The organism is Lactobacillus sp. CBA3605, assembly GCF_002970915.1.
GTDB lineage: Bacteria > Bacillota > Bacilli > Lactobacillales > Lactobacillaceae > Lactiplantibacillus.
This window is the reverse complement of sequence record NZ_CP027190.1, coordinates 1,906,005-1,925,214: the sequence shown is the minus strand read 5'-3', so window position 1 is coordinate 1,925,214 and position 19,210 is coordinate 1,906,005. Positions and strand designations below refer to the sequence as shown.

Sequence of the window (19,210 nt, the reverse complement as noted above, 5' to 3'; positions counted from 1 at the left end):
GCAGTTGGACCATACCCAACTACGTTTTTAACTTGCCTATTTAATTAACGTTGAATATTTTGCCGAATTTCAGACTTCATGAAGAGACGCGTTGTATCATAATCAATATCCGCAACCATTTCTTCAAACATCCGGTAACCATCTCGTTGATATTCAACTAATGGATTCAATTGCCCATAGCCACGTAAGCCAATGGATTGTCTTAGTTGGTCCATCGCATCAATATGATCGGTCCAATGTGCATCGACCACCCGTAAGATAACGACTTTTTCAAATTCTAGCATTTGACCGGCATCGTAAAGTTGCTTCGTCTTATCTGCATAAATAACATCGACGCGTTGTATCAAGTAATCCTCAATTTCAGCTTGCGTCTTGTTTTCTAAGTCAGCGACACTAATCGAATCTTCTTTCACCATGGCAGCTTGTGCAAAATCAACGATGGCAGCTAAATCCCAGTCTTTTTGATCCCCTTGCGTGTGTAATTGTACGGTCCGCTCAATGGTTCGTTTAACCATTGGCATAATAACTGGCTTCAAGGTTGTTTCTTCCATGATAACTTGTTGGCGTTCGCCGTAAATAACCTCACGTTGTGCCCGCATAACATCATCATATTGCAACACATTTTTCCGTGAATCATAGTTATTCCCTTCGACCCTTTTTTGAGCCGATTCGACTTGCCGCGTAATCATCCGTGATTGAATCACCGCATCATCATCTTCAACATTCATCCGTTGCAAGAAGTTCTTAATCCGTTCTGAACCGAACCGCAACATCAAATCATCTTCCAATGACAAATAAAATTGTGACATACCAGGATCACCCTGACGCCCTGAACGGCCACGTAACTGGTTATCAATCCGACGAGATTCATGTCGTTCAGTCCCAATAACCGCTAGTCCACCAAGTTCTTTAACGCCTGGTCCTAACTTAATATCAGTTCCTCGACCAGCCATATTGGTGGCAATGGTTACGGCACCTCGTTGACCAGCATTAGCAACAATATCAGCTTCACGCGCATGGTTTTTCGCATTTAAAACCACATGTGGCACGCCAGCATCGTCTAAACGTTGTGATAAATATTCAGACGTTTCAACGGCTACTGTCCCGATTAACATCGGTTGACCTTTTTGGTACAATTCCGTGATTTCTTTAACAACCGCATTAAACTTGCTCCGTAACGTCGGATAGAGTAAGTCCGACCGGTCATCTCGGACCATTGGTCGGTTCGTTGGAATACTAATAACTTCCATATTATAAATTTCACGGAATTCTTCTTGTTCTGTTTTAGCCGTCCCAGTCATCCCAGAAAGCTTTTTATACATCCGGAACAAGTTTTGATAGGTGATGTTGGCCATCGTTTTAGTTTCTTCTTGAATTTCAACGTGTTCTTTGGCTTCAATCGCTTGATGTAAGCCATCTGAGAAACGCCGGCCATCCATAATCCGACCCGTAAAGGAATCCACGATCATAGCTTGACCGTCCTGAATCACGTAATCTTTATCTTTCAACATGATATAGTTGGCCCGTAAGGCTTCATCTAAGTAGTGATTTAACGCCGTATTATCAGTATCATAAAGGTTTTTCAGGCCGAAATACTTCTCAGCCTTTCGAATCCCATCATCCAACAAAGCGACCGTTTTAGATTCCAAATCAACTTTATAATCAGTTTCCTTGGTTAAGGTCTTCGCAAAGCGGTCAGCACGCTTATACATGCCAGTGGTGCCTTCAGACTGTCCTGAAATAATTAAAGGTGTCCGAGCTTCATCAATTAAAATTGAATCAACTTCATCGATAATCGCAAAATTCAATGGTCGTTGCACCATGTCTTCACGATAAACCACCATGTTATCACGTAAATAATCAAATCCAATTTCACCATTGGTTGAATAAGTGATATCCGAATTATAAGCAGCACGCTTTTCTTCCGGCGACTTGTCAGCACCATTAATGCCCACACTCATCCCTAACCAATTGTAAAGTTCACCCATTTCAGTTGCATCACGGGCTGATAAGTATTCATTAACCGTGACCACGTGCACACCGTCGCCAGAAATTGCATTCAAATAAACTGGCATGGTGGCCGTTAAGGTCTTCCCTTCACCAGTCTTCATTTCGGCAATATCACCTTGATGTAACACAATACCACCTAAGATCTGTACGTGGAACGGATATAACCCAAGCACTCGTTTAGCGCCTTCACGGGCGGTAGCGAATGCTTCCGGGAGTAAATCATCAAGTGATTCGCCCTCCTTGTATCGTTCACGAAATTCCGGTGTCTTAGCTTGTAAGTCGGTATCACTCAGCTTGGCATATTCGTCAGCGTAAGTTTCAACTTGATTCGCTATTTTGTCAAGACGCCGAATGACGCGCTTGTCGCTTTCAACCCAGCGTTTTAAAATGTTGGCCATTTCCGTATCCTCTCCAAATAATAATTCTTAATTACTGTTACTTTAGTCTATTTTCAAAATAAAATACCATCTGTCATTTTAACATTTTTTAAGGTCAATGAAAACCACACGCTTTCAATGAAACCGATACCGACCGTTTTATTTGTAAAATAAAAGAACTGGTCAATGACCAGTTCTTGATTTACATCTTGATATTATTGATCATCGCCGGTTTCAATCAAGCCGTAGCGACCGTCATTACGCCGATAAACGATGTTAATGCCGTCGGTTTCTGCGTCCTCGTAGATAAAGAAATCATGACCTAACATGTCCATTTGTAAAATGGCTTCTTCATTATCCATTGGCTTCAAAGAAACCCGTTTCGTACGCACAACATCCAACTTATCGTCCTGATCATTATTAGCAGCTGCAACGGTTTCATCAGTCGCTGCAAAATCAATCGCTTTGAAGCCCTTTTCACGGGACTTCCGGTTGATTTTGGTCTTATACTTACGGATTTGACGTTCCAACTTATCGGTTACCAAATCAACGCTCGCATACATATCAGGAGAAGTTTCTTCTGCTCGGAGAACTAAATAGGGAAGTGGAATAGTTACTTCAACTTTAGCAGTTTTGTCCGGATGAACTTTTAAATTCACGTGGGCAATTGAATCAACGTTATTGTCAAAGAATCTTTGTAATTTACCCACCCGTTTTTGAACATAGTCACGAATAGCTTGTGTCACTTCGATATTTTCACCGCGAATATTAAAATTAAGCATAGATCTTCTCTCCCTTCACACACATTACTGTGTACCCAAAGTAATCAAAGGACCACTCTTCTATTACTTTGCTTGTTTTTATTATAATAGAAAGCGCTATAATAAACAATCTAAATGCGCCTTTCATTATAATTATCGTGATAAAGTTAACCCAATTACCCTTTTTGCGCCGTTTTCCAACAATAAATCAGCTGCATGCCGAATAGTTCGCCCAGTCGTATACACATCATCAACAATTACGATAGTCTGATCCTGAAGCTTAGGTGTCGTCGGACTTAAGGCAAACGGTTGTGGGGTTGCTAAGCGGTCCTCTCGTTTTTTTGCCGATTGCGCAATCGTTTTCACAATCGCTGCCGTCTGTAACCAGCTCTGATTTTCCCCATTAGCTAGCCAGCCGGTCACTTGATTAAAGCCGCGTGTTAGCATCGTCGCCGGTGTCACCGGAATCGTTACCATAAGCGTTGGTTGCAACTGAACTAGCCGAGCCTGTAACACCGCTGCAAAAACTTGCCGTAATCGAAAATCACCTTTAAATTTATATTGCTTAAAGTACGCTTGCATTGCAGAATTATATTCAAATAACGCTTGATTGTAAAATTCAGGTTGATTCCAGTGCTGACAGTCACGACATTGCGTCCGCGTTGTCTGGGCGCGGCCACAGCTGATACACGCACTAGTTGCGGCAATCGGCCGAAATTGTTGCCAGCATGCCACACAAACAACTGGTTGGACTAGTGGCCGCCAACTTAACAGCCATGACAAGGTTAAGTCAGGTTGTAACGGTCGTTGACACAGTAGACAGTTCATTTAGTAAGCGCCGACCTTTCCGATTAACTTGCTTAATTTGGCGTTGGGCTTGTTTGACTGGCCGTGCGTAACTGCTACAAATAAAACGCACTAAGCCAGTGGGCCGCTCTTTTGAACGACCTACGCGCCCTGCAATCTGAACTAACGCTGCCGTTGAAAAAATGGTATCATCAGCACCTAACACAATCACATCAATACCAGGAAACGTCACGCCACGTTCTAAAATCGTCGTCGTAATTAAATATTGTACTGTCGCCGAACGCATCTTCTGAACTTTCGCCAACCGGTCAGGATCAGTTGAATGCACTGTTAAACCGGTTAATTCCGGAATATTTTGTTGCACGGCCGCCTGAACCAATGTCAGTTGACTGACTCGGGGCACAAACAATAAAAATCGACGCTGCGTATGCGCATATTCCTGTAACCAGTGTCGTAACAAGGTTGGTAACTGGCCGTGTTTAATTTGACGCCACCAATTGGGCCGTAGGGTTACCTTAATGACCGGTAATAAATGCTGATGAAATCGTAATGGCAAATAGCTGATACTTAACTGATGCTGTCGTACTTGGCACAGCAACGCTCGACTAGGCGTGGCTGTCAAATATAATAATGCCCCCGTTGTTTTTAAGGCTTGCGTCACGGCATAAGTCAAACGTGGATTAGCAGCAAATGGAAACGCATCTACTTCATCAATAATTAACACATCGAAAGCCGCTCGAAATCGCAACAATTGATGTGTAGTACAAACGGTCAGTTGACAATAACGATAAGGCTCGGTTTGTCGCCCATGTAGTAAGGCAATATCCAAGCCAGCAAAAGCTGCCTGTAACCGCGGGTATAGTTCTAAGCAAACATCAACCCGTGGTGAAGCCACTGCAACTCGCAAGCCTTGTGCCAATGCCCAAGCTAACCCCGGAAACAACATCTCGGTCTTGCCGGCGCCCGTAACTGCCCAAAGTAAGTGGTGTTGATGTGTCGCAAACTTATCCTGAATAGTTGCTGCACAAGCGGTTTGTTGTGGGGTTAACGTACCAGTCCAAGTTAATTTAGGCCGCTTAGGAAAGTCATTAGGTTCCGGAATATGATACAGTGAAGTTAGGGTGCTAATCCGGCCCAGATTCAAACACTGATAGCAGTAATACTGTTGATTGGGTAATTGTGCCCATGCACGCTTTAACCGACTATGACAACGTTGACATTGCACTAAACTAGTGGTCACTTGCATACTCGCAAAACGTTGCGTATTAACTGGTAAGTCGCTAGCCTGAGCGACTGTTAGATTAAGCTGGCGACCATATAACTCATTCACTTGCATTAATTCATCCCCCTCACTAGTCAATTACGCATTCACAATTAACTTACTTTAAAGGAGCTGATTTATTTTGAGCATTCCGTACTACACCATTGCTCATGATTTTGTTTTTGAACAAACGATTAAAAAATCACGTTTCATTGTTCATCTTTACCGGCTAACTGATGAAACCATGGTTCAAGCTAAACTAGCCGCTGTTCGCGCTGAAAACCCGAAAGCCAATCATCATTGCTTTGCCTATCTGCTCGGCGCCGATGATCATATTCAACGGATGAGCGATGATGGCGAACCGGTTGGCACAGCTGGCGTACCAATTTTAGAAGCCTTAAAGTTGAATCAAGTCCACGATGTTTTAGCCATCGTCACCCGTTACTTTGGTGGCATTAAATTAGGAGCTGGCGGCTTAATTCGGGCCTATAATGGTACTCCTGCACAGGCTATCCAACAGGTTGGCAAAGTGCAACGAATCTTGCAAACTAGGTTAGCCATTAAGATTGGCTACCATCAACTAGATCGTCTTAATCATTATCTCAGTCAACAAAAGCTCGTCACGCTCACAACTGATTATGGCGTTGGTATCAGCTTAACGATTGCCGTTGACAGCAATCAATTAATGGCAACTCAAACTGACCTCACTAACTTATTAAGTGGCCAAGCCACCTTTACGAATCAAGGTGAACAATTTAACGAAGTTCCGGTTAAAATGACCTAAGACCACCAGTATTTTCCACATTTTAGCTATCAACCTTTTATTCTCTCGGCATACAAAAAGGCTGTAAAACCAATTTGGTTTCACAGCCTTTTTAGTTTACTTAAACCCTACACAACGGTTATTTCAAAGTGCTAATTTCACCCGAAACACCCCGGTCAACCTTCATTGAAGTCAATGGAATATAACCTAATTTCTTAACTAAACTACCTTGAACATCCTTTGAAGTCATATAGGTCAAGAAGGTCTTCAATTCACCAGTTGGTTGTCCCTTAGTATACATATGTTCATACGCCCAAATCTTCCACTTATTATTGGCAACATTCGCTTCAGTTGGTTTAACGTTATCAATTGATAGTGCTTCAACATCCGTCTTAACATATGAAAAGGCTAAATAACTAATTGCCCCCGGCGTGGTCGAAACAATTTTTTGTACGGTCCCATTCGAATCTTGTTCTTGGCTAGTCGCAACTTTAGCGTTATCTAGTCCCCATTTTTCGAAAGTTGCACGCGTGCCACTACCTTGGGCTCGGTTAACCACGGTAATTTTTTCGTCTTTACCACCGACATCTTTCCAATTGGTTACTTTACCCTGGAAAATTTGAACAAGTTGCGCCTTCGAAACATTAGTCACACCCGCATCTTTATTGACAACTGGTGCCATCCCAACAACAGCAACTTTATGATCAACTAGACCTTTAGCATCTAATCCTTTTTGTTCTTGTGCAAATAAATCAGAGTTACCGATATTGACTGAGCCCTTGGCCACTTGACTCAAACCAGCCCCAGAGCCACCGCCCTGCACATTAATCGTCACATTAGAATGAGCATTCTGGAACGTTTGTCCAGCCTGTTCAACTAATGGTTGCAACGCGGTTGAACCAGTCGCCACAATCTTAGTAGTCTTAGCCTTACTGCTACTACTGGTAGCCTTAGTACTAGTTGCCGAACTACTCCCACAACCAGCTAATAAGATGGTCATTGTTACGGCTAGCGCCCCTAATGTCACTGCTTTTTTCATAATCGAAACTCCCCTTTTTAATTTTGACTGTCATAATTAAAGCAATCAATGCGGCTAAATCAAAATAGCAAGTCTGGGTAGGAAGTGCTAAATGTGATACGAGCATGATCACCGTTTGATTTGAACAGTTCATTGATTGCTATTGGAACAGTTTCAATACTACCGTTCCTTTGTAAATTCAGAATAACGATTATGTAAATCCCTTGTATTGTTTTCGTAAAGGCTATTTAAGTAAACTTAGCTGCTGCTAAAAAAATAAACAGATTGGCTCACCATTACTGGTCAACCAATCTGTAAAAAATCAAGCCTTTAATTAATGATTACTCTTAGACGTAAAGCGTGCCACTGTTCGCTTAATCCAATTAAGCAAGGGTTGTCGATGATCCCCAGCCAGACCAATGGCTTCAACAAACAGTTCTAGTCCTAGCAATAACCCAATCGTTAATAAAATCGATCCGCCAATTGATGAGATTGGGTAAAGCAACGAAATAAACGAAAAAATCAGGGCAATCCCATAAATCACCATGACGGTTTGCCGATGGGTTAAGCCTAATTGCATTAACCGATGGTGAAGATGGTGCTTATCCGCCTGCGAGATTGGCTTTTTGTTTAAAATCCGGCGAATCATCGCATAAACCGTATCCGTAATCGGGACCCCTAAAATCATTACTGGAATCCCCACTGAAATTAAAGTGACATTCTTTAGACCAAATAGCGAAAATACGGCCGTCATAAATCCAATAAACAACGACCCAGTATCTCCTAAATAAATACGGGCCGGAAAAAAATTATAGGGTAAAAAACCCAGCATTGCCGCTACTAATGTAAAAATCAATAGGGACACAAACGTATTAGCGTTTAAGAAGAAGAAGCCAATCACCCCAGTAGTACTCAGAGCAATAATTGAAACCCCGGTGGCTAACCCATCCAAGCCATCAATTAAATTGATGGCATTCGTAATGGCTAAAATCCACAGTAGCGTAATTGGCAAACTCATCCAATGAAAGTGAATTAAACCAATAAACGGGAACGTAAACGTTGTCATCTTAATGCCACCAATGAAGTAAACCTCTAAGGCCGCTAGCGTAATTCCTAACATCTTTTGACGCGGTTTTAATTCAAAAATATCATCAATAATCCCAGTTGCTAAAATAATCACTTCGCCACCCAATAATGCAAAAAACAAGCGACTTGGAAATTGGTGCATCAAATAGAGCATGGTGGTCCCAATGGTATAGGCGATAAAAATGGCAAGTCCACCCATAGTTGGCATTGAAATTTTATTGACTCGGCGACTGTTCGGTTTATCGACTGCCCCAATTTTAAACGCAAGTTTTCGCACAAACGGCGTTAAGATGGCCGAGATCATCATTGTCGCCATTAAACAGACTAAGATTTCAAATTTAATCATTTGCGCGCAACCCCTCTCTCATTACTTATTGATAATTATACAAATCTCTGTCGGCCTTGACAACTTGATTCAATGAAACTTAGGAAAGGCAACACATTTCATTCACAATTTAGCCAAAAACGACGCGGTAAATGGCCAAGCCATCACCGCGTCGTTAGCTAATTACTCTTTTAAGTGATAATTATACGTTGAAACAATAATATTTTCACGCGAGTTCAAAACTGCTCGCAATCGTAAACTCGTTTGGTTATGCAAAATATTCTGCCAAGGCTTTTTCGGCACAAATTGTGGCACCAAAACCGTGGTTGAAAAATTACGTTCCGCCGCCCGCTTCGCAATCACATCGCAAAAACGTAAGGTAGGCGTTGCGATGGACCGATAAGATGAATGAATATCCACAAATCGAACATCTGGGAAAGTCGACTTAAACTCAGCCGCTGTCTTATGCTCTTTTTCAGGATTTTCATCAAACGACACATGCATGGCAATCACATAATCACCAATCGACCGGGCATAATTAACCGCTGCAGCCGTCACTCGTGTCACATTCGAAACCAAGACGATGACTGTCGCACCATCATAATCATATAACTCCGCTTTTTCTTTAGCAATCACCCGTAACTGGGCAGCAACGCGATTATAATGCACATGAATCCGATAGAACATATACAGTAAGAGTGGCATCACAATTAAGTAAGGCCAGACGTTGCCAAAATGTAAGGCAAATAAGAAAACAACTAATACTAAAGAAATTAAGGCGCCTAACAAGTTAACGGCCGCCTTCATCCACCACCATTGGCCTCGTTCACGTAACCAATGGATAATCATACCAGATTGCGATAAGGTAAACGGCACAAAGACTCCGACTGCATATAGCGGAATCAGCAAGGTCGTTTTCCCATGGAAAATAAAAATCAACGCAATCGCGCCAACCGCTAGGGAGATAATCCCATTGGAATACCCTAACCGATCACCACGGTCCATATAGGCATGCGGCAAAAACTTATCTTTAGCTAAATTGTAAGCTAGCACTGGAAAGGCTGAAAAACCTGTATTGGCAGCAACTGCTAAAATTAACGCCGTTGCTAATTGTAACAAGTAGTAAAACAAACCATGTCCAAATACTGCAGCCCCAATTTGTGATAAGACCGTATTACCAGCCTGTGGTTTAATGCCTAAGAAATAACTCAAGTAAGTAATCCCACCAAAGAAAACTGCCAAAATAATTGCCATAATCGCTAACGTATTGGCAGCATTACGCCGCTTTGGTCGTTTAAAATTAGGCACCGCATTACTAATGGCTTCCACCCCAGTTAACGATGATGACCCCGATGAAAAAGCACGGAAGAACAGCACTAAGGTCATCCCCTGCACAGGTGCGCCCATTGCCGCTGACGCATGATAATCTAAGTTACCACTGGCAATATTCATAATTCCCCACATGATCATCCCAACAATCATAATAATAAAGAAATACACGGGGAAAGTTAAGAACGCCGCAGATTCACGCATTCCACGTAAATTTAAAGCCATAATAGCTATTACAATTAACACCGAAATCAAAACTTGGTAGTGCCCCAACGCTGGCACCGCCGACGTAATAGCTTCGGTTCCAGAAGTTACAGAAACTGCCACAGTCAACATATAATCAACCAACAACGACCCCCCAGCAACTAACCCTGCTGGTCGGCCCCAGTTCGTACTTGCAACCACGTAAGCCCCACCACCAGATGGATAGGCTCTAATGATTTGTCGATAAGACATCGTAATGGCAAATAACAAAATTAAAACTAAAGCTGCCACATATAATTGATACATCAAAGCTGCCGCTGACAAAGTAATCAAGACAGTCGTAATCTGCTCAGTACCATAAGCCACTGATGAAAGCGCGTCTGAGGACAGCAGCGCCAGTGCCTTGAACTTAGTGAGTGCTTGCCCACCCTCATCCATGGTTTTTAACGGTTTACCAATTAGCAACCGTTTTAAATAACGCCACATGCTAATAACTCCTTTATCCACAAAATAATTATTTTCAAGTAAGTGATAAGTCAAACTAGATTTTACTACTTTAAATTAGTAAATACTACACGTTTCGACCATCACATTATTTTTTTTGCTGTTACTCACAGAACTCACAGCCATTTAGTTGCGTCCCCAGCTGATTCCAGTAGTCGACCATAAAAAAACACCTACTCGACTGAGTAGGTGTTTTGAACAGCAAGCTTACATCATACCGCCCATACCTGGGTTTGGTGCTGCAGGTGCTGCGGGTGCCTCTGGAGCTGGCTTTTCAGCAACAACGGCTTCAGTCGTTAATAATAACGCTGAAACTGAAGCAGCATTTTGTAATGCTGAACGAGAAACCTTGGTTGGGTCCACGATTCCGGCAGCAATCATGTCGCCCCATTCGTTAGTTGCAGCATTGAAACCAACGCCTGGCTTTTGTTCCTTAAGCTTTTCAACGATAACTGAACCTTCTAAACCAGCATTTTCAGCAATTTGCCGAACTGGTTCTTCAAGTGCGCGCTTAACAATGTTAATCCCAGTTTGAACATCACCGGTTTCTTTCAAAGCATCAACGGCTTTGATAACATTAACAAAGACAGTCCCACCACCAGGTACGAAGCCTTCTTCAACGGCAGCACGGGTCGCATTCAAAGCATCTTCAATCCGGTACTTACGTTCTTTTAATTCAGTTTCAGTTGCGGCCCCAACACGGACAACGGCAACTCCGCCAGCTAATTTAGCTAAACGTTCTTGTAATTTTTCTTTGTCGAAATCAGAAGTGGTTTCAGCAATTTGGTTACGGATAAATTCAACCCGTTCGCTGATGGCATCTTTATCGCCGGCACCTTCAACGATAGTCGTGTTATCTTTGGTAACTGTTACTTTGTTAGCTTGACCTAATTGATCGATAGTTGCATCTTTCAATTCAAGACCCAAGTCATCAGTAATGACAGTCCCACCAGTTAATACCGCGATATCTTGCAATTGTTCCTTACGACGATCGCCAAAACCAGGTGCTTTAACCGCAACCACGTTGAAAGTCCCACGCATTTTGTTTAACACTAAGGTTGGTAAAGCTTCGCCAGAAATGTCATCCGCAATAATTAACAATGGCTTGCCTTGTTCCACAATAGATTGTAGTAATGGCAAAACATCTTGGATGTTAGAAATCTTTTTGTCGGTAATTAAAATGTAAGGATTGTCTAAATCAGCTTCCATTTTATCGTTATCGGTAACCATGTATTGTGATAGGTAACCACGATCAAATTGCATACCTTCAACCACGTCCAAGCTAGTATCAACACCACGTGATTCTTCAATGGTGATAACGCCATCATGACCAACTTTTTCCATGGCTTCCGCAATCAACTTACCAGTTTCTTGGCTAGCTGAAGAAACGGCTGCGATTTGCGCAATATCTTCTTGCGTCTTAACTTCATGGGCCATTGAATGCATGGCGTCAACAGCAGTCTTCGTTGCAGCTTCAATCCCGCGACGAATCCCAACTGGGTTAGCCCCAGCAGTGACGTTCTTCATGCCTTCGTTGACGATTGATTGAGTCAATACCGTTGCGGTAGTGGTCCCATCACCGGCAATATCGTTAGTTTTTGAAGCGACTTCAGAAACTAACTTAGCACCCATATTTTCGAAATGATCTTCAAGTTCGATTGCCTTAGCAATCGTAACCCCATCATTAGTAATGGTTGGTGAGCCGTATGATTCTTCCAATACAACGTTACGACCCTTAGGACCTAAAGTTGATTTAACAGTGTTAGCTAATTGGTCAACACCTTTGAGCATTGCTGAACGTGCGTCTTCAGAGAATTTTAATTCTTTAGCCATTATTTGTATTCACCTCATAAATAAATTTTGTTTTAATTACTATCAGTTAAATGGATTAGTCTTCAACCGCGACAATATCTTTTTCGTGTAAGACTAGATAAGTTGACCCTTCATACTTAACTTCAGTACCTGCGTACTTGTCAAACAATACTTGATCGCCGACTTTCACGCTTGGTGCAACCTTTGAACCGTTATCTAAAATCCGGCCATCAGATACAGCAACAACCTTACCACTTTGTGGCTTTTCCTTAGCATTGTTGGCAATAACAATACCACCAATCGTTTGTTCTTCTTCTGCTTGTTGTTGTAAGATGACACGATCACCTAATGGTTTTAACACGTGAATCCCTCCATTTATTCTTTTTTAGCACTCACAAACATCAAGTGCTAATCACAAAGATAACTATATCATTTTAATTTAAGAATGCAAGTTATTTGTCAATAATTAGTCAAAGAAAGTCAAATCGATTATAATGAACTTACTTAAGTCAAATCTGACTCGAAATTTTATTGTTAAAGGACGTGAGCTAATGGCTAATCGACGCCAATCGCTGACGGTTTTAATCGTCTATTTTATTATCTATGCCCTACCCACTTTATTAGCCCAAGGATTTCATCAGCTTGGATCTTGGATTTTCTTAATTCAAACCTTGGATTACTTACTAGGCGCTATCATCTTAGTATGGCTCGCCTGGCGAACTAAAACGCCTAATGCTGTCGAACAACAGCCTAAGAATTGGGTCAGTACGGTTCTATGGGGGCTTATCGGAGTCGTCTTAGTGCTTGCCGGTCAAGTCGTTATTCTACGCTTGACACAACTGCTCGGCCAGTCAACGGCCTCGGCCAATACCAACACGTTACTCACCATTGGCCAGAAATATCCCTTCTTCTTACTGGCAGTGCTCGTTGGGGCGCCAATTATGGAAGAAATCGTCTTTCGTAAAGTTATCTTCGGTAACCTAACGACGGTTACTGGAACAGTCGGTGCCGCTGTTATTTCTAGTTTACTATTTAGTTTTGCTCATGCGGATGGACACTTAATTTTATATGCCTTTATTGGACTCCTCTTTTGTTGGCTGTACCGGCACACCGGTCGCATTCAAACCTCAATGATTGCGCATATTTTGATGAATGTTGTCGCAGTCTTACCTTTATTTTTAACTTAGAATGACTAAAAGACGCAACCATTTTTTGGTTGCGTCTTTTGCTAACTAAATATTATTCAGCTGATTTATCGCCAAGCTGTTCCCCATAATGTTCAATGAAATAAATTAAGGTTTGCAATTCATTCGTTAAATCAACATTTTGAACCCGAATAGTCTCAGGCACTGAAATGCGTAACGGCGTAAAGTTCATAATCCCTTTAACGTTAGCATCAACTAGTTCATCCGTAACGTCTTGAACGACTGAAGTTGGCACCGTTAAAATGGCAATCTCAATTTGTTGTTCAATTAATTGTTTCTTTAATTCCGCCATTGGATAGACGGGAACGCCGCTTTGAACCGTATTAGCGATTGATTCGTTAACATCAAAAGCTGCTGAAATACGGACATTGCTATTTTTATGAAAATTAAAATTAAGTAACGCATGACCCAAATTTCCGACCCCAATCAAGGCCACGTTAGTCAACGTATCTTGATTTAAAATTTTCTTAAAAAATGCCAAGAGCTTTTCAACATCATAGCCATACCCGCGTTTGCCTAATGCCCCAAAATATGAAAAATCTCGTCGAATCGTAGCTGAATCAACTTTAACTGCTTCTGACAGCTCCGTTGACGAAACCCGTTTCTTGTCAGCATCTAATAAAATGTTCAAATACCGATAGTATATCGGTAACCGCTTGGCCGTTGCCCGTGGAATTTTTGTTTCTGCCATTTGACGACCCTCCTTATCAAAAGTTTGTGAATTTGCTGACACTATTCTAGCATAACAGGCCACTTTGTGAAATAATATTTACTTATTATTCCCTTTCACTAGGGCTAACAACGACAATATGCTACAATTATTTGACGAATCCACCTCGAAAGGAGTTTAAAAAAACGTGATTTTACTACAAGTACAACAAGTCATGCGGCGTTTTGGCGCTGATGTCTTGTTCGATAACGTACAATTAGATATTCAAGACCATGCGCGCGTCGCCTTAGTTGGTCGCAACGGTGCTGGTAAATCAACCTTATTAAAAATGATTGCCGGTGAAACCGTTCCTGACGAAGGTCAAATTTCAATGCGTAAAGGCTTAACCATCGGCTATTTGGCTCAAGATCAAGGCTTAAACAGTGCCCATACGATTTGGGAAGAAATGAGCAGTGTCTTCGCTGAACTACATCAACTAGAAGCTCAAATGCACCGGTTAGAAGCCCAATTAAGTGATCCTGAAGTTATTGCTGATGACCCGACTTACCAGCAAACACTAAAGACCTATGACCAGGTTCAAACTGAATTTCAACAAAAAAATGGTTACGGTTACCAGGCTGAAATCCGGGGTGTTTTGCATGGTTTTCAATTCAATGCTGATGTTTATGACAAATCCGTTACTGAGCTATCGGGAGGCCAAAAAACTCAGCTGGCTCTCGCCAAACTACTATTAGAAAAACGTGATTTACTCATTTTGGATGAACCAACCAATCATTTGGACGTTGAAACGCTCACTTGGCTCGAAAGTTATCTTCAATCCTACACGGGCGCCTTGCTAATTGTGAGTCATGACCGCTACTTCTTAGATCGGGTCGTCAATGAAGTCTACGATTTATCTCATCATGAAATGGTACATTATACCGGTAATTATGATCAATATGTCCAACAAAAAGCGGCTCGCATTCAAGCGGAATGGAAGCATTATGAAAAACAACAGACCGAAATCAATAAATTAGAAGACTTTGTCAATCGGAATATCGTACGAGCCTCAACCACCAAGCGGGCCCAATCACGACGAAAACAACTCGAAAGAATGACGCGTTTGGACCGCCCCGAAGGTGATGAAAAAACCGCCCACTTTGGCTTTCATGCAGCCAAACAGAGTGGCAACATTGTCTTAACTGTCAAAGATGCGGCGGTTGGCTATCAAGATCAAATCTTGTCATCACCGGACACATTAAATATCAAAAAACATGAAGCAATTGCCATCGTGGGTCCCAATGGGATTGGTAAATCAACCCTTCTGAAAAGTATTCTAGGTCAAATTCCATTTATTAAAGGGCAAGCGGTCTTTGGCACCAATGTCGTTACCGGTTATTACGATCAGGAACAAAAAAATTTGCATGCTAAAAAAACCGTCCTTAGTGAACTTTGGGACGAACATGCTACCACTCCCGAAAAAGATATTCGAACCATTTTAGGTAGTTTCTTGTTTACTGGTGCCGATGTCGATAAATCAATCGGTTCCTTATCTGGGGGCGAACGGGCACGCTTACTGCTGACCAAGTTAGCCATGGAAAATGACAACTTTTTAATCCTAGACGAACCGACCAATCACTTGGATATTGACAGTCGTGAGGTATTAGAAGTTGCGCTTAACGATTTTGACGGGACCCTCTTATTCGTCTCACATGACCGTTATTTCATTAATCAAGTTGCCACCAGTGTTGTTGAAGTGTCCCCAACTGGCACGGAACTGTTCTTAGGTGACTATGATTATTATATTGATAAAAAGCAAGAACAAGCTGAGTTAGCCGAATTGGCAGCTAGCGAGGCTGCAGCTAATGACGCAATTAACGCAGCTACAGCCATTAGTGAAGCCGGTACGCCGGTGACCCAGTCCAAGGGACAACAAACCTATCAAGCCAGCAAACAACAACAACGGACTAAGCGTAAGTTAGAACGTTCAGTTGCCGCGCTAGAACAACAAATGAGCGACTTAGAAACTAAGGCTACAGAAATTCAAGAACAAATGTCCCAACCAGCCGTCTTTGCTGATGCGACAAAATTACAAGAATTTCAACAACAATTGGAACAAGTTAACGCAGCACACGAACAAGCTGAAAACGACTGGACTGAACAAGCTGAAGCCTTGGAAAACCTAGCTTAATATAAAAGACCGATACTAAAACAATCACTGCAAGAATTCACAACTTCTTGCGGTGATTGTTTTAGTATCGGTCATCGAGGGTGTCAAAATGTATCCCCACTCATTTTTTAGTGGACCATATTGGGCATCCAATCAAATTCTAAGCTAGGATCAGCATTTAACGTTGCATCACCAAATTGCTGGTGTTGATATTGCACATAAGCAGCTGCGCCAATCATGGCCCCGTTATCACCACATAATTTTAAAGGTGCTAATAATAATTCAGTGTTCGGAAACTTGGTTGGCAGAACTTTTTGTAACCGTTCACGTAGTCCTTGATTAGCCGCAACTCCACCAGCCAATACCAATTGTTTAACGGGATACTTTTCTAAAACGCGCATCGTCTTGCTCGTTAAAACATCAACCACACTAGCTTGAAAACTAGCCGCTAAATCATTCTTATCCAAAGTTTCACCAATCTGATCGGCATGATGAACCGTATTGATAAAGGCACTCTTTAAGCCACTAAAACTAAAGTCAAAGTTATCTTCATCAATCATGGCACGTGGAAATTTGAACGTATCTTGGCCTTGATGAGCCATTTCGTCGATTACTTTTCCAGCTGGATAGGGCACACCTAAAACGCGACCGATTTTATCATAAGCTTCACCAGCCGCATCATCTCGGGTTTCACCGATGATTTCAAACTGACCGTCCGCTTGCATATACACCAATTCCGTGTGCCCACCGGAAACGAGTAACGCCATTACCGGAAATTCAAAAGGCTTAATAAACCGGGCTGCATAGATATGCCCGGCCATATGATTAACTGGAATTAAAGGTAAATGATGGGCATAGGCCACCGTTTTAGCCGCATTTACTCCGACCAACAATGCGCCCACTAAGCCTGGACCGTACGTCACTGCAACAGCATCTAAGTCATCATATGTGACCTTAGCTTCTGTTAATGCCGCTTCAATGCATAAGGTAATTTGTTCAATATGATGGCGACTAGCAACTTCTGGCACCACACCACCGAATCGTTTGTGACTATTAATTTGAGTCGCAATCACGTTTGACAGAATCGTTTGTCCATCCGCAATCACGGCAACACTCGTTTCATCACAACTAGATTCAAAGGCTAAAATTAAATTTTGCTTTTCCACGCGTTATCATCCTCAATTAATAATTTTTCGCATAATTAATGCATCTTCACGCGGTTGCTGATAATACGCCTTCCGCGTCGATAGTTTCGAAAAACCACACCGAGCATATAACCGTTGCGCAGTGTGGTTACTATCACGAACTTCTAAAAAAACCTGACTAGCTATGGGTAACTGGCGTAAGACGGTCTGCAACATGAATGTCGCATGGCCTTGGCCTTGATAGGCAGGCACAATGGCCACATTAGTAATTTCAACTTCATCCAACACTATCGTCAAACTGATAAATCCAATTGGTTGCCCCCTCACCACTAAGAGCTGATAAAGTGATTGGGGCATTGCCAAATCTGCTGCAAAAGTTGCTAACCGCCAAGGCGCACCTTGAGGATAAGCTAACTGGGCTAACTCATAACACAGCTTAGCTACAGCTGATTCAGTTGCATAAACCGAACTGGCAATTAACTGCCGCTCAGTCATTAGCAGTGGCTACCGGTAAATGATACGTCATATCAAGCGCATCCTCATGATCACCAAAATAATACCGTTTCTTGATGCCGGTCTTTTCAAATCCCAAACTAGTGTATAAACGTTGTGCGTTCACGTTACTAGCCCGAACCTCTAAGGTCACCGTCCGATAATTTAAATACCCAGCTCGTTCAATCATCGTTGTCATCATGTACCGACCCAACCCTTGATTTTGAAAATCAGGATGAACGGCAATATTCGTAATATGCGCATCTTGACGCCGATCATCAAAAGCACATCCACAAAAGGCACACAGCCGATCTTCATGACGCATAACAATATAAAAACGACCACTTTGACGACGCAGTTCAGTCTTAAAGGCGTTTTCGTCCCAAGGGGTCTTGCCCGCATAAACGGCGCGCTCAATGGCTAACATCTCTGGGACATCTGTAATCAGGGCCCGCGAGACATAGTACCCGGTCGGACCAACTTGCACAACGTGATTATCAATCGTCATTATTTTTTGACGGCGTTGACTACGGTTTTTCGTTACTCTCTGAAAGTACTGCTTAAATCTTCTCAACATATGGGGCATGGTCCTCTTTCGGATGTTTGGCTAGCCATTCGCGTTCTGCTTGCGTTAGCCGTAAGTAATTGGGCACAAAATTGTGTAGCTGTTGCACAGGAGTGGCCGTTAAGCCTAATAAACCAAGTACAGCTGCTTGCGGTAAATCTAATTGTGGTTGGGCGCGAACAAACCGATCACCAAGTTGCGCACTGAGCGTCGCTTGCGTTATTGCCACATCCGCACCAATAAAGACAATTGATTCTTGATATGCGATTAATTGTTGACACCACTCGGTTACACTCACATGCTGGTCTGCAATCACCGACACTGGTCGTTGATGCACAATCCGATATAATCCCGTAAATAAATTATCACGTCGGGCATCAAACACAGGTACCACTAATTGTCCTTCTTCAACCACATTGCCAGCCAAAGCCGCAAGACTAGAAATACCTACCAGTTCTTTATCTAACGTATAGGCTAGTGTCTTGGCAGTCGTGACCCCGATTCGTAATCCGGTATATGACCCGGGTCCCTTGGCCACTACCACGCGATCCAATGCCGCTGCGGTTAAGCCCGCCTGCGTGATTGTCGCTTCAATAATTGGTAATAACGTACTACTATGATTGCGACCAACATTAGTTGTCGTTGTGGCAAGAACTTTAGTGTCCTCTAAAACAGCCACGCTTAACGGTCGGTTGGACGTATCAATTGCCAACACCTTCATAATTTT

General features: G+C 42.3%; 17 protein-coding genes. 3 read left to right on the top strand and 14 right to left on the bottom strand.

Annotated elements, in window-relative coordinates:
• Nucleotides 1-44 precede the first annotated feature (44 nt).
• The 4 genes from secA to C5Z25_RS09230 form a co-directional block, all read right to left on the bottom strand.
• Nucleotides 45-2,408, bottom strand: a complete 2,364-nt coding sequence (gene secA, locus C5Z25_RS09245; RefSeq protein ID WP_105452354.1) for a preprotein translocase subunit SecA — start codon at nucleotides 2,406-2,408, stop codon at nucleotides 45-47.
• 194 nt (nucleotides 2,409-2,602) lie between these two features.
• Nucleotides 2,603-3,169, bottom strand: a complete 567-nt coding sequence (gene hpf, locus C5Z25_RS09240) for a ribosome hibernation-promoting factor, HPF/YfiA family (protein WP_105452353.1) — start codon at nucleotides 3,167-3,169, stop codon at nucleotides 2,603-2,605.
• A gap of 132 nt (nucleotides 3,170-3,301) precedes the next feature.
• Complete coding sequence (locus C5Z25_RS09235; RefSeq protein ID WP_105452352.1) at nucleotides 3,302-3,976, bottom strand: ComFC family protein; 675 nt, start codon at nucleotides 3,974-3,976, stop codon at nucleotides 3,302-3,304.
• Complete coding sequence (locus tag C5Z25_RS09230; RefSeq protein WP_105452351.1) at nucleotides 3,939-5,291, bottom strand: ATP-dependent helicase ComFA; 1,353 nt, start codon at nucleotides 5,289-5,291, stop codon at nucleotides 3,939-3,941. The genes C5Z25_RS09235 and C5Z25_RS09230 overlap by 38 nt, the downstream gene beginning before the upstream one ends.
• A gap of 67 nt (nucleotides 5,292-5,358) precedes the next feature.
• Between C5Z25_RS09230 and C5Z25_RS09225 the strand changes: the two genes are divergently transcribed.
• The gene (locus tag C5Z25_RS09225; protein WP_105452350.1) at nucleotides 5,359-6,000 is read left to right on the top strand and encodes a YigZ family protein; all 642 of its coding nucleotides are present in this window, start codon (nucleotides 5,359-5,361) and stop codon (nucleotides 5,998-6,000) included.
• Nucleotides 6,001-6,118: 118 nt separating this feature from the next.
• Here the strand turns inward: C5Z25_RS09225 and C5Z25_RS09220 are convergent, their stop codons facing one another.
• From C5Z25_RS09220 to groES, 5 genes are all read right to left on the bottom strand, one after another.
• Nucleotides 6,119-7,018 (bottom strand): phosphate ABC transporter substrate-binding protein, encoded by a 900-nt coding sequence (locus C5Z25_RS09220; RefSeq protein ID WP_105452349.1) that lies wholly within the window; start codon nucleotides 7,016-7,018, stop codon nucleotides 6,119-6,121.
• A 313-nt stretch (nucleotides 7,019-7,331) separates the two neighbouring features.
• Nucleotides 7,332-8,429 carry a glycosyltransferase family 4 protein gene (locus C5Z25_RS09215; protein ID WP_105452348.1) on the bottom strand — a complete coding sequence of 366 codons (1,098 nt, stop codon included), beginning with the start codon at nucleotides 8,427-8,429 and terminating at the stop codon, nucleotides 7,332-7,334.
• A gap of 162 nt (nucleotides 8,430-8,591) precedes the next feature.
• Nucleotides 8,592-10,427, bottom strand: coding sequence for an APC family permease (locus C5Z25_RS09210; RefSeq protein WP_105452347.1), 1,836 nt, complete (start codon nucleotides 10,425-10,427; stop codon nucleotides 8,592-8,594).
• Nucleotides 10,428-10,652: 225 nt separating this feature from the next.
• Nucleotides 10,653-12,278 (bottom strand): chaperonin GroEL, encoded by a 1,626-nt coding sequence (gene groL, locus C5Z25_RS09205; RefSeq protein ID WP_105452346.1) that lies wholly within the window; start codon nucleotides 12,276-12,278, stop codon nucleotides 10,653-10,655.
• Between the two features lie 55 nt (nucleotides 12,279-12,333).
• A complete protein-coding gene (gene groES, locus C5Z25_RS09200) occupies nucleotides 12,334-12,618 on the bottom strand; it encodes a co-chaperone GroES (protein WP_105452345.1) in 285 nt (94 codons plus the stop codon).
• 190 nt (nucleotides 12,619-12,808) lie between these two features.
• Between groES and C5Z25_RS09195 the strand changes: the two genes are divergently transcribed.
• Nucleotides 12,809-13,444 carry a CPBP family intramembrane glutamic endopeptidase gene (locus C5Z25_RS09195; RefSeq protein WP_105452344.1) on the top strand — a complete coding sequence of 212 codons (636 nt, stop codon included), beginning with the start codon at nucleotides 12,809-12,811 and terminating at the stop codon, nucleotides 13,442-13,444.
• A 52-nt stretch (nucleotides 13,445-13,496) separates the two neighbouring features.
• Here the strand turns inward: C5Z25_RS09195 and C5Z25_RS09190 are convergent, their stop codons facing one another.
• Nucleotides 13,497-14,153 carry a redox-sensing transcriptional repressor Rex gene (locus C5Z25_RS09190; RefSeq protein ID WP_105449886.1) on the bottom strand — a complete coding sequence of 219 codons (657 nt, stop codon included), beginning with the start codon at nucleotides 14,151-14,153 and terminating at the stop codon, nucleotides 13,497-13,499.
• Between the two features lie 166 nt (nucleotides 14,154-14,319).
• Here C5Z25_RS09190 and C5Z25_RS09185 point away from each other — a divergent pair, with 166 nt between their 5' ends.
• Nucleotides 14,320-16,302 (top strand): ABC-F family ATP-binding cassette domain-containing protein, encoded by a 1,983-nt coding sequence (locus C5Z25_RS09185; RefSeq protein ID WP_105452343.1) that lies wholly within the window; start codon nucleotides 14,320-14,322, stop codon nucleotides 16,300-16,302.
• 107 nt (nucleotides 16,303-16,409) lie between these two features.
• On the opposite strand, the gene tsaD is transcribed toward C5Z25_RS09185, so the two are convergent.
• From tsaD to tsaB, 4 genes are read right to left on the bottom strand one after another with little or no spacing between them, the layout of a single operon-like run.
• Nucleotides 16,410-17,447 carry a tRNA (adenosine(37)-N6)-threonylcarbamoyltransferase complex transferase subunit TsaD gene (tsaD, locus tag C5Z25_RS09180; protein WP_105452342.1) on the bottom strand — a complete coding sequence of 346 codons (1,038 nt, stop codon included), beginning with the start codon at nucleotides 17,445-17,447 and terminating at the stop codon, nucleotides 16,410-16,412.
• Between the two features lie 12 nt (nucleotides 17,448-17,459).
• Entirely contained in the window at nucleotides 17,460-17,921 is a 462-nt protein-coding gene (gene rimI, locus C5Z25_RS09175) for a ribosomal protein S18-alanine N-acetyltransferase (protein WP_105452341.1), read from the bottom strand.
• On the bottom strand, nucleotides 17,914-18,495 hold the full coding sequence (rimI, locus tag C5Z25_RS09170) for a ribosomal protein S18-alanine N-acetyltransferase (RefSeq protein ID WP_105452340.1): 582 nt from the start codon (nucleotides 18,493-18,495) through the stop codon (nucleotides 17,914-17,916). Before rimI (C5Z25_RS09170) ends, rimI (C5Z25_RS09175) begins: the two co-directional genes overlap by 8 nt.
• On the bottom strand, nucleotides 18,479-19,204 hold the full coding sequence (gene tsaB / locus C5Z25_RS09165) for a tRNA (adenosine(37)-N6)-threonylcarbamoyltransferase complex dimerization subunit type 1 TsaB (RefSeq protein WP_105452339.1): 726 nt from the start codon (nucleotides 19,202-19,204) through the stop codon (nucleotides 18,479-18,481). The genes rimI (C5Z25_RS09170) and tsaB overlap by 17 nt, the downstream gene beginning before the upstream one ends.
• Between the last annotated feature and the right edge of the window lie 6 nt (nucleotides 19,205-19,210).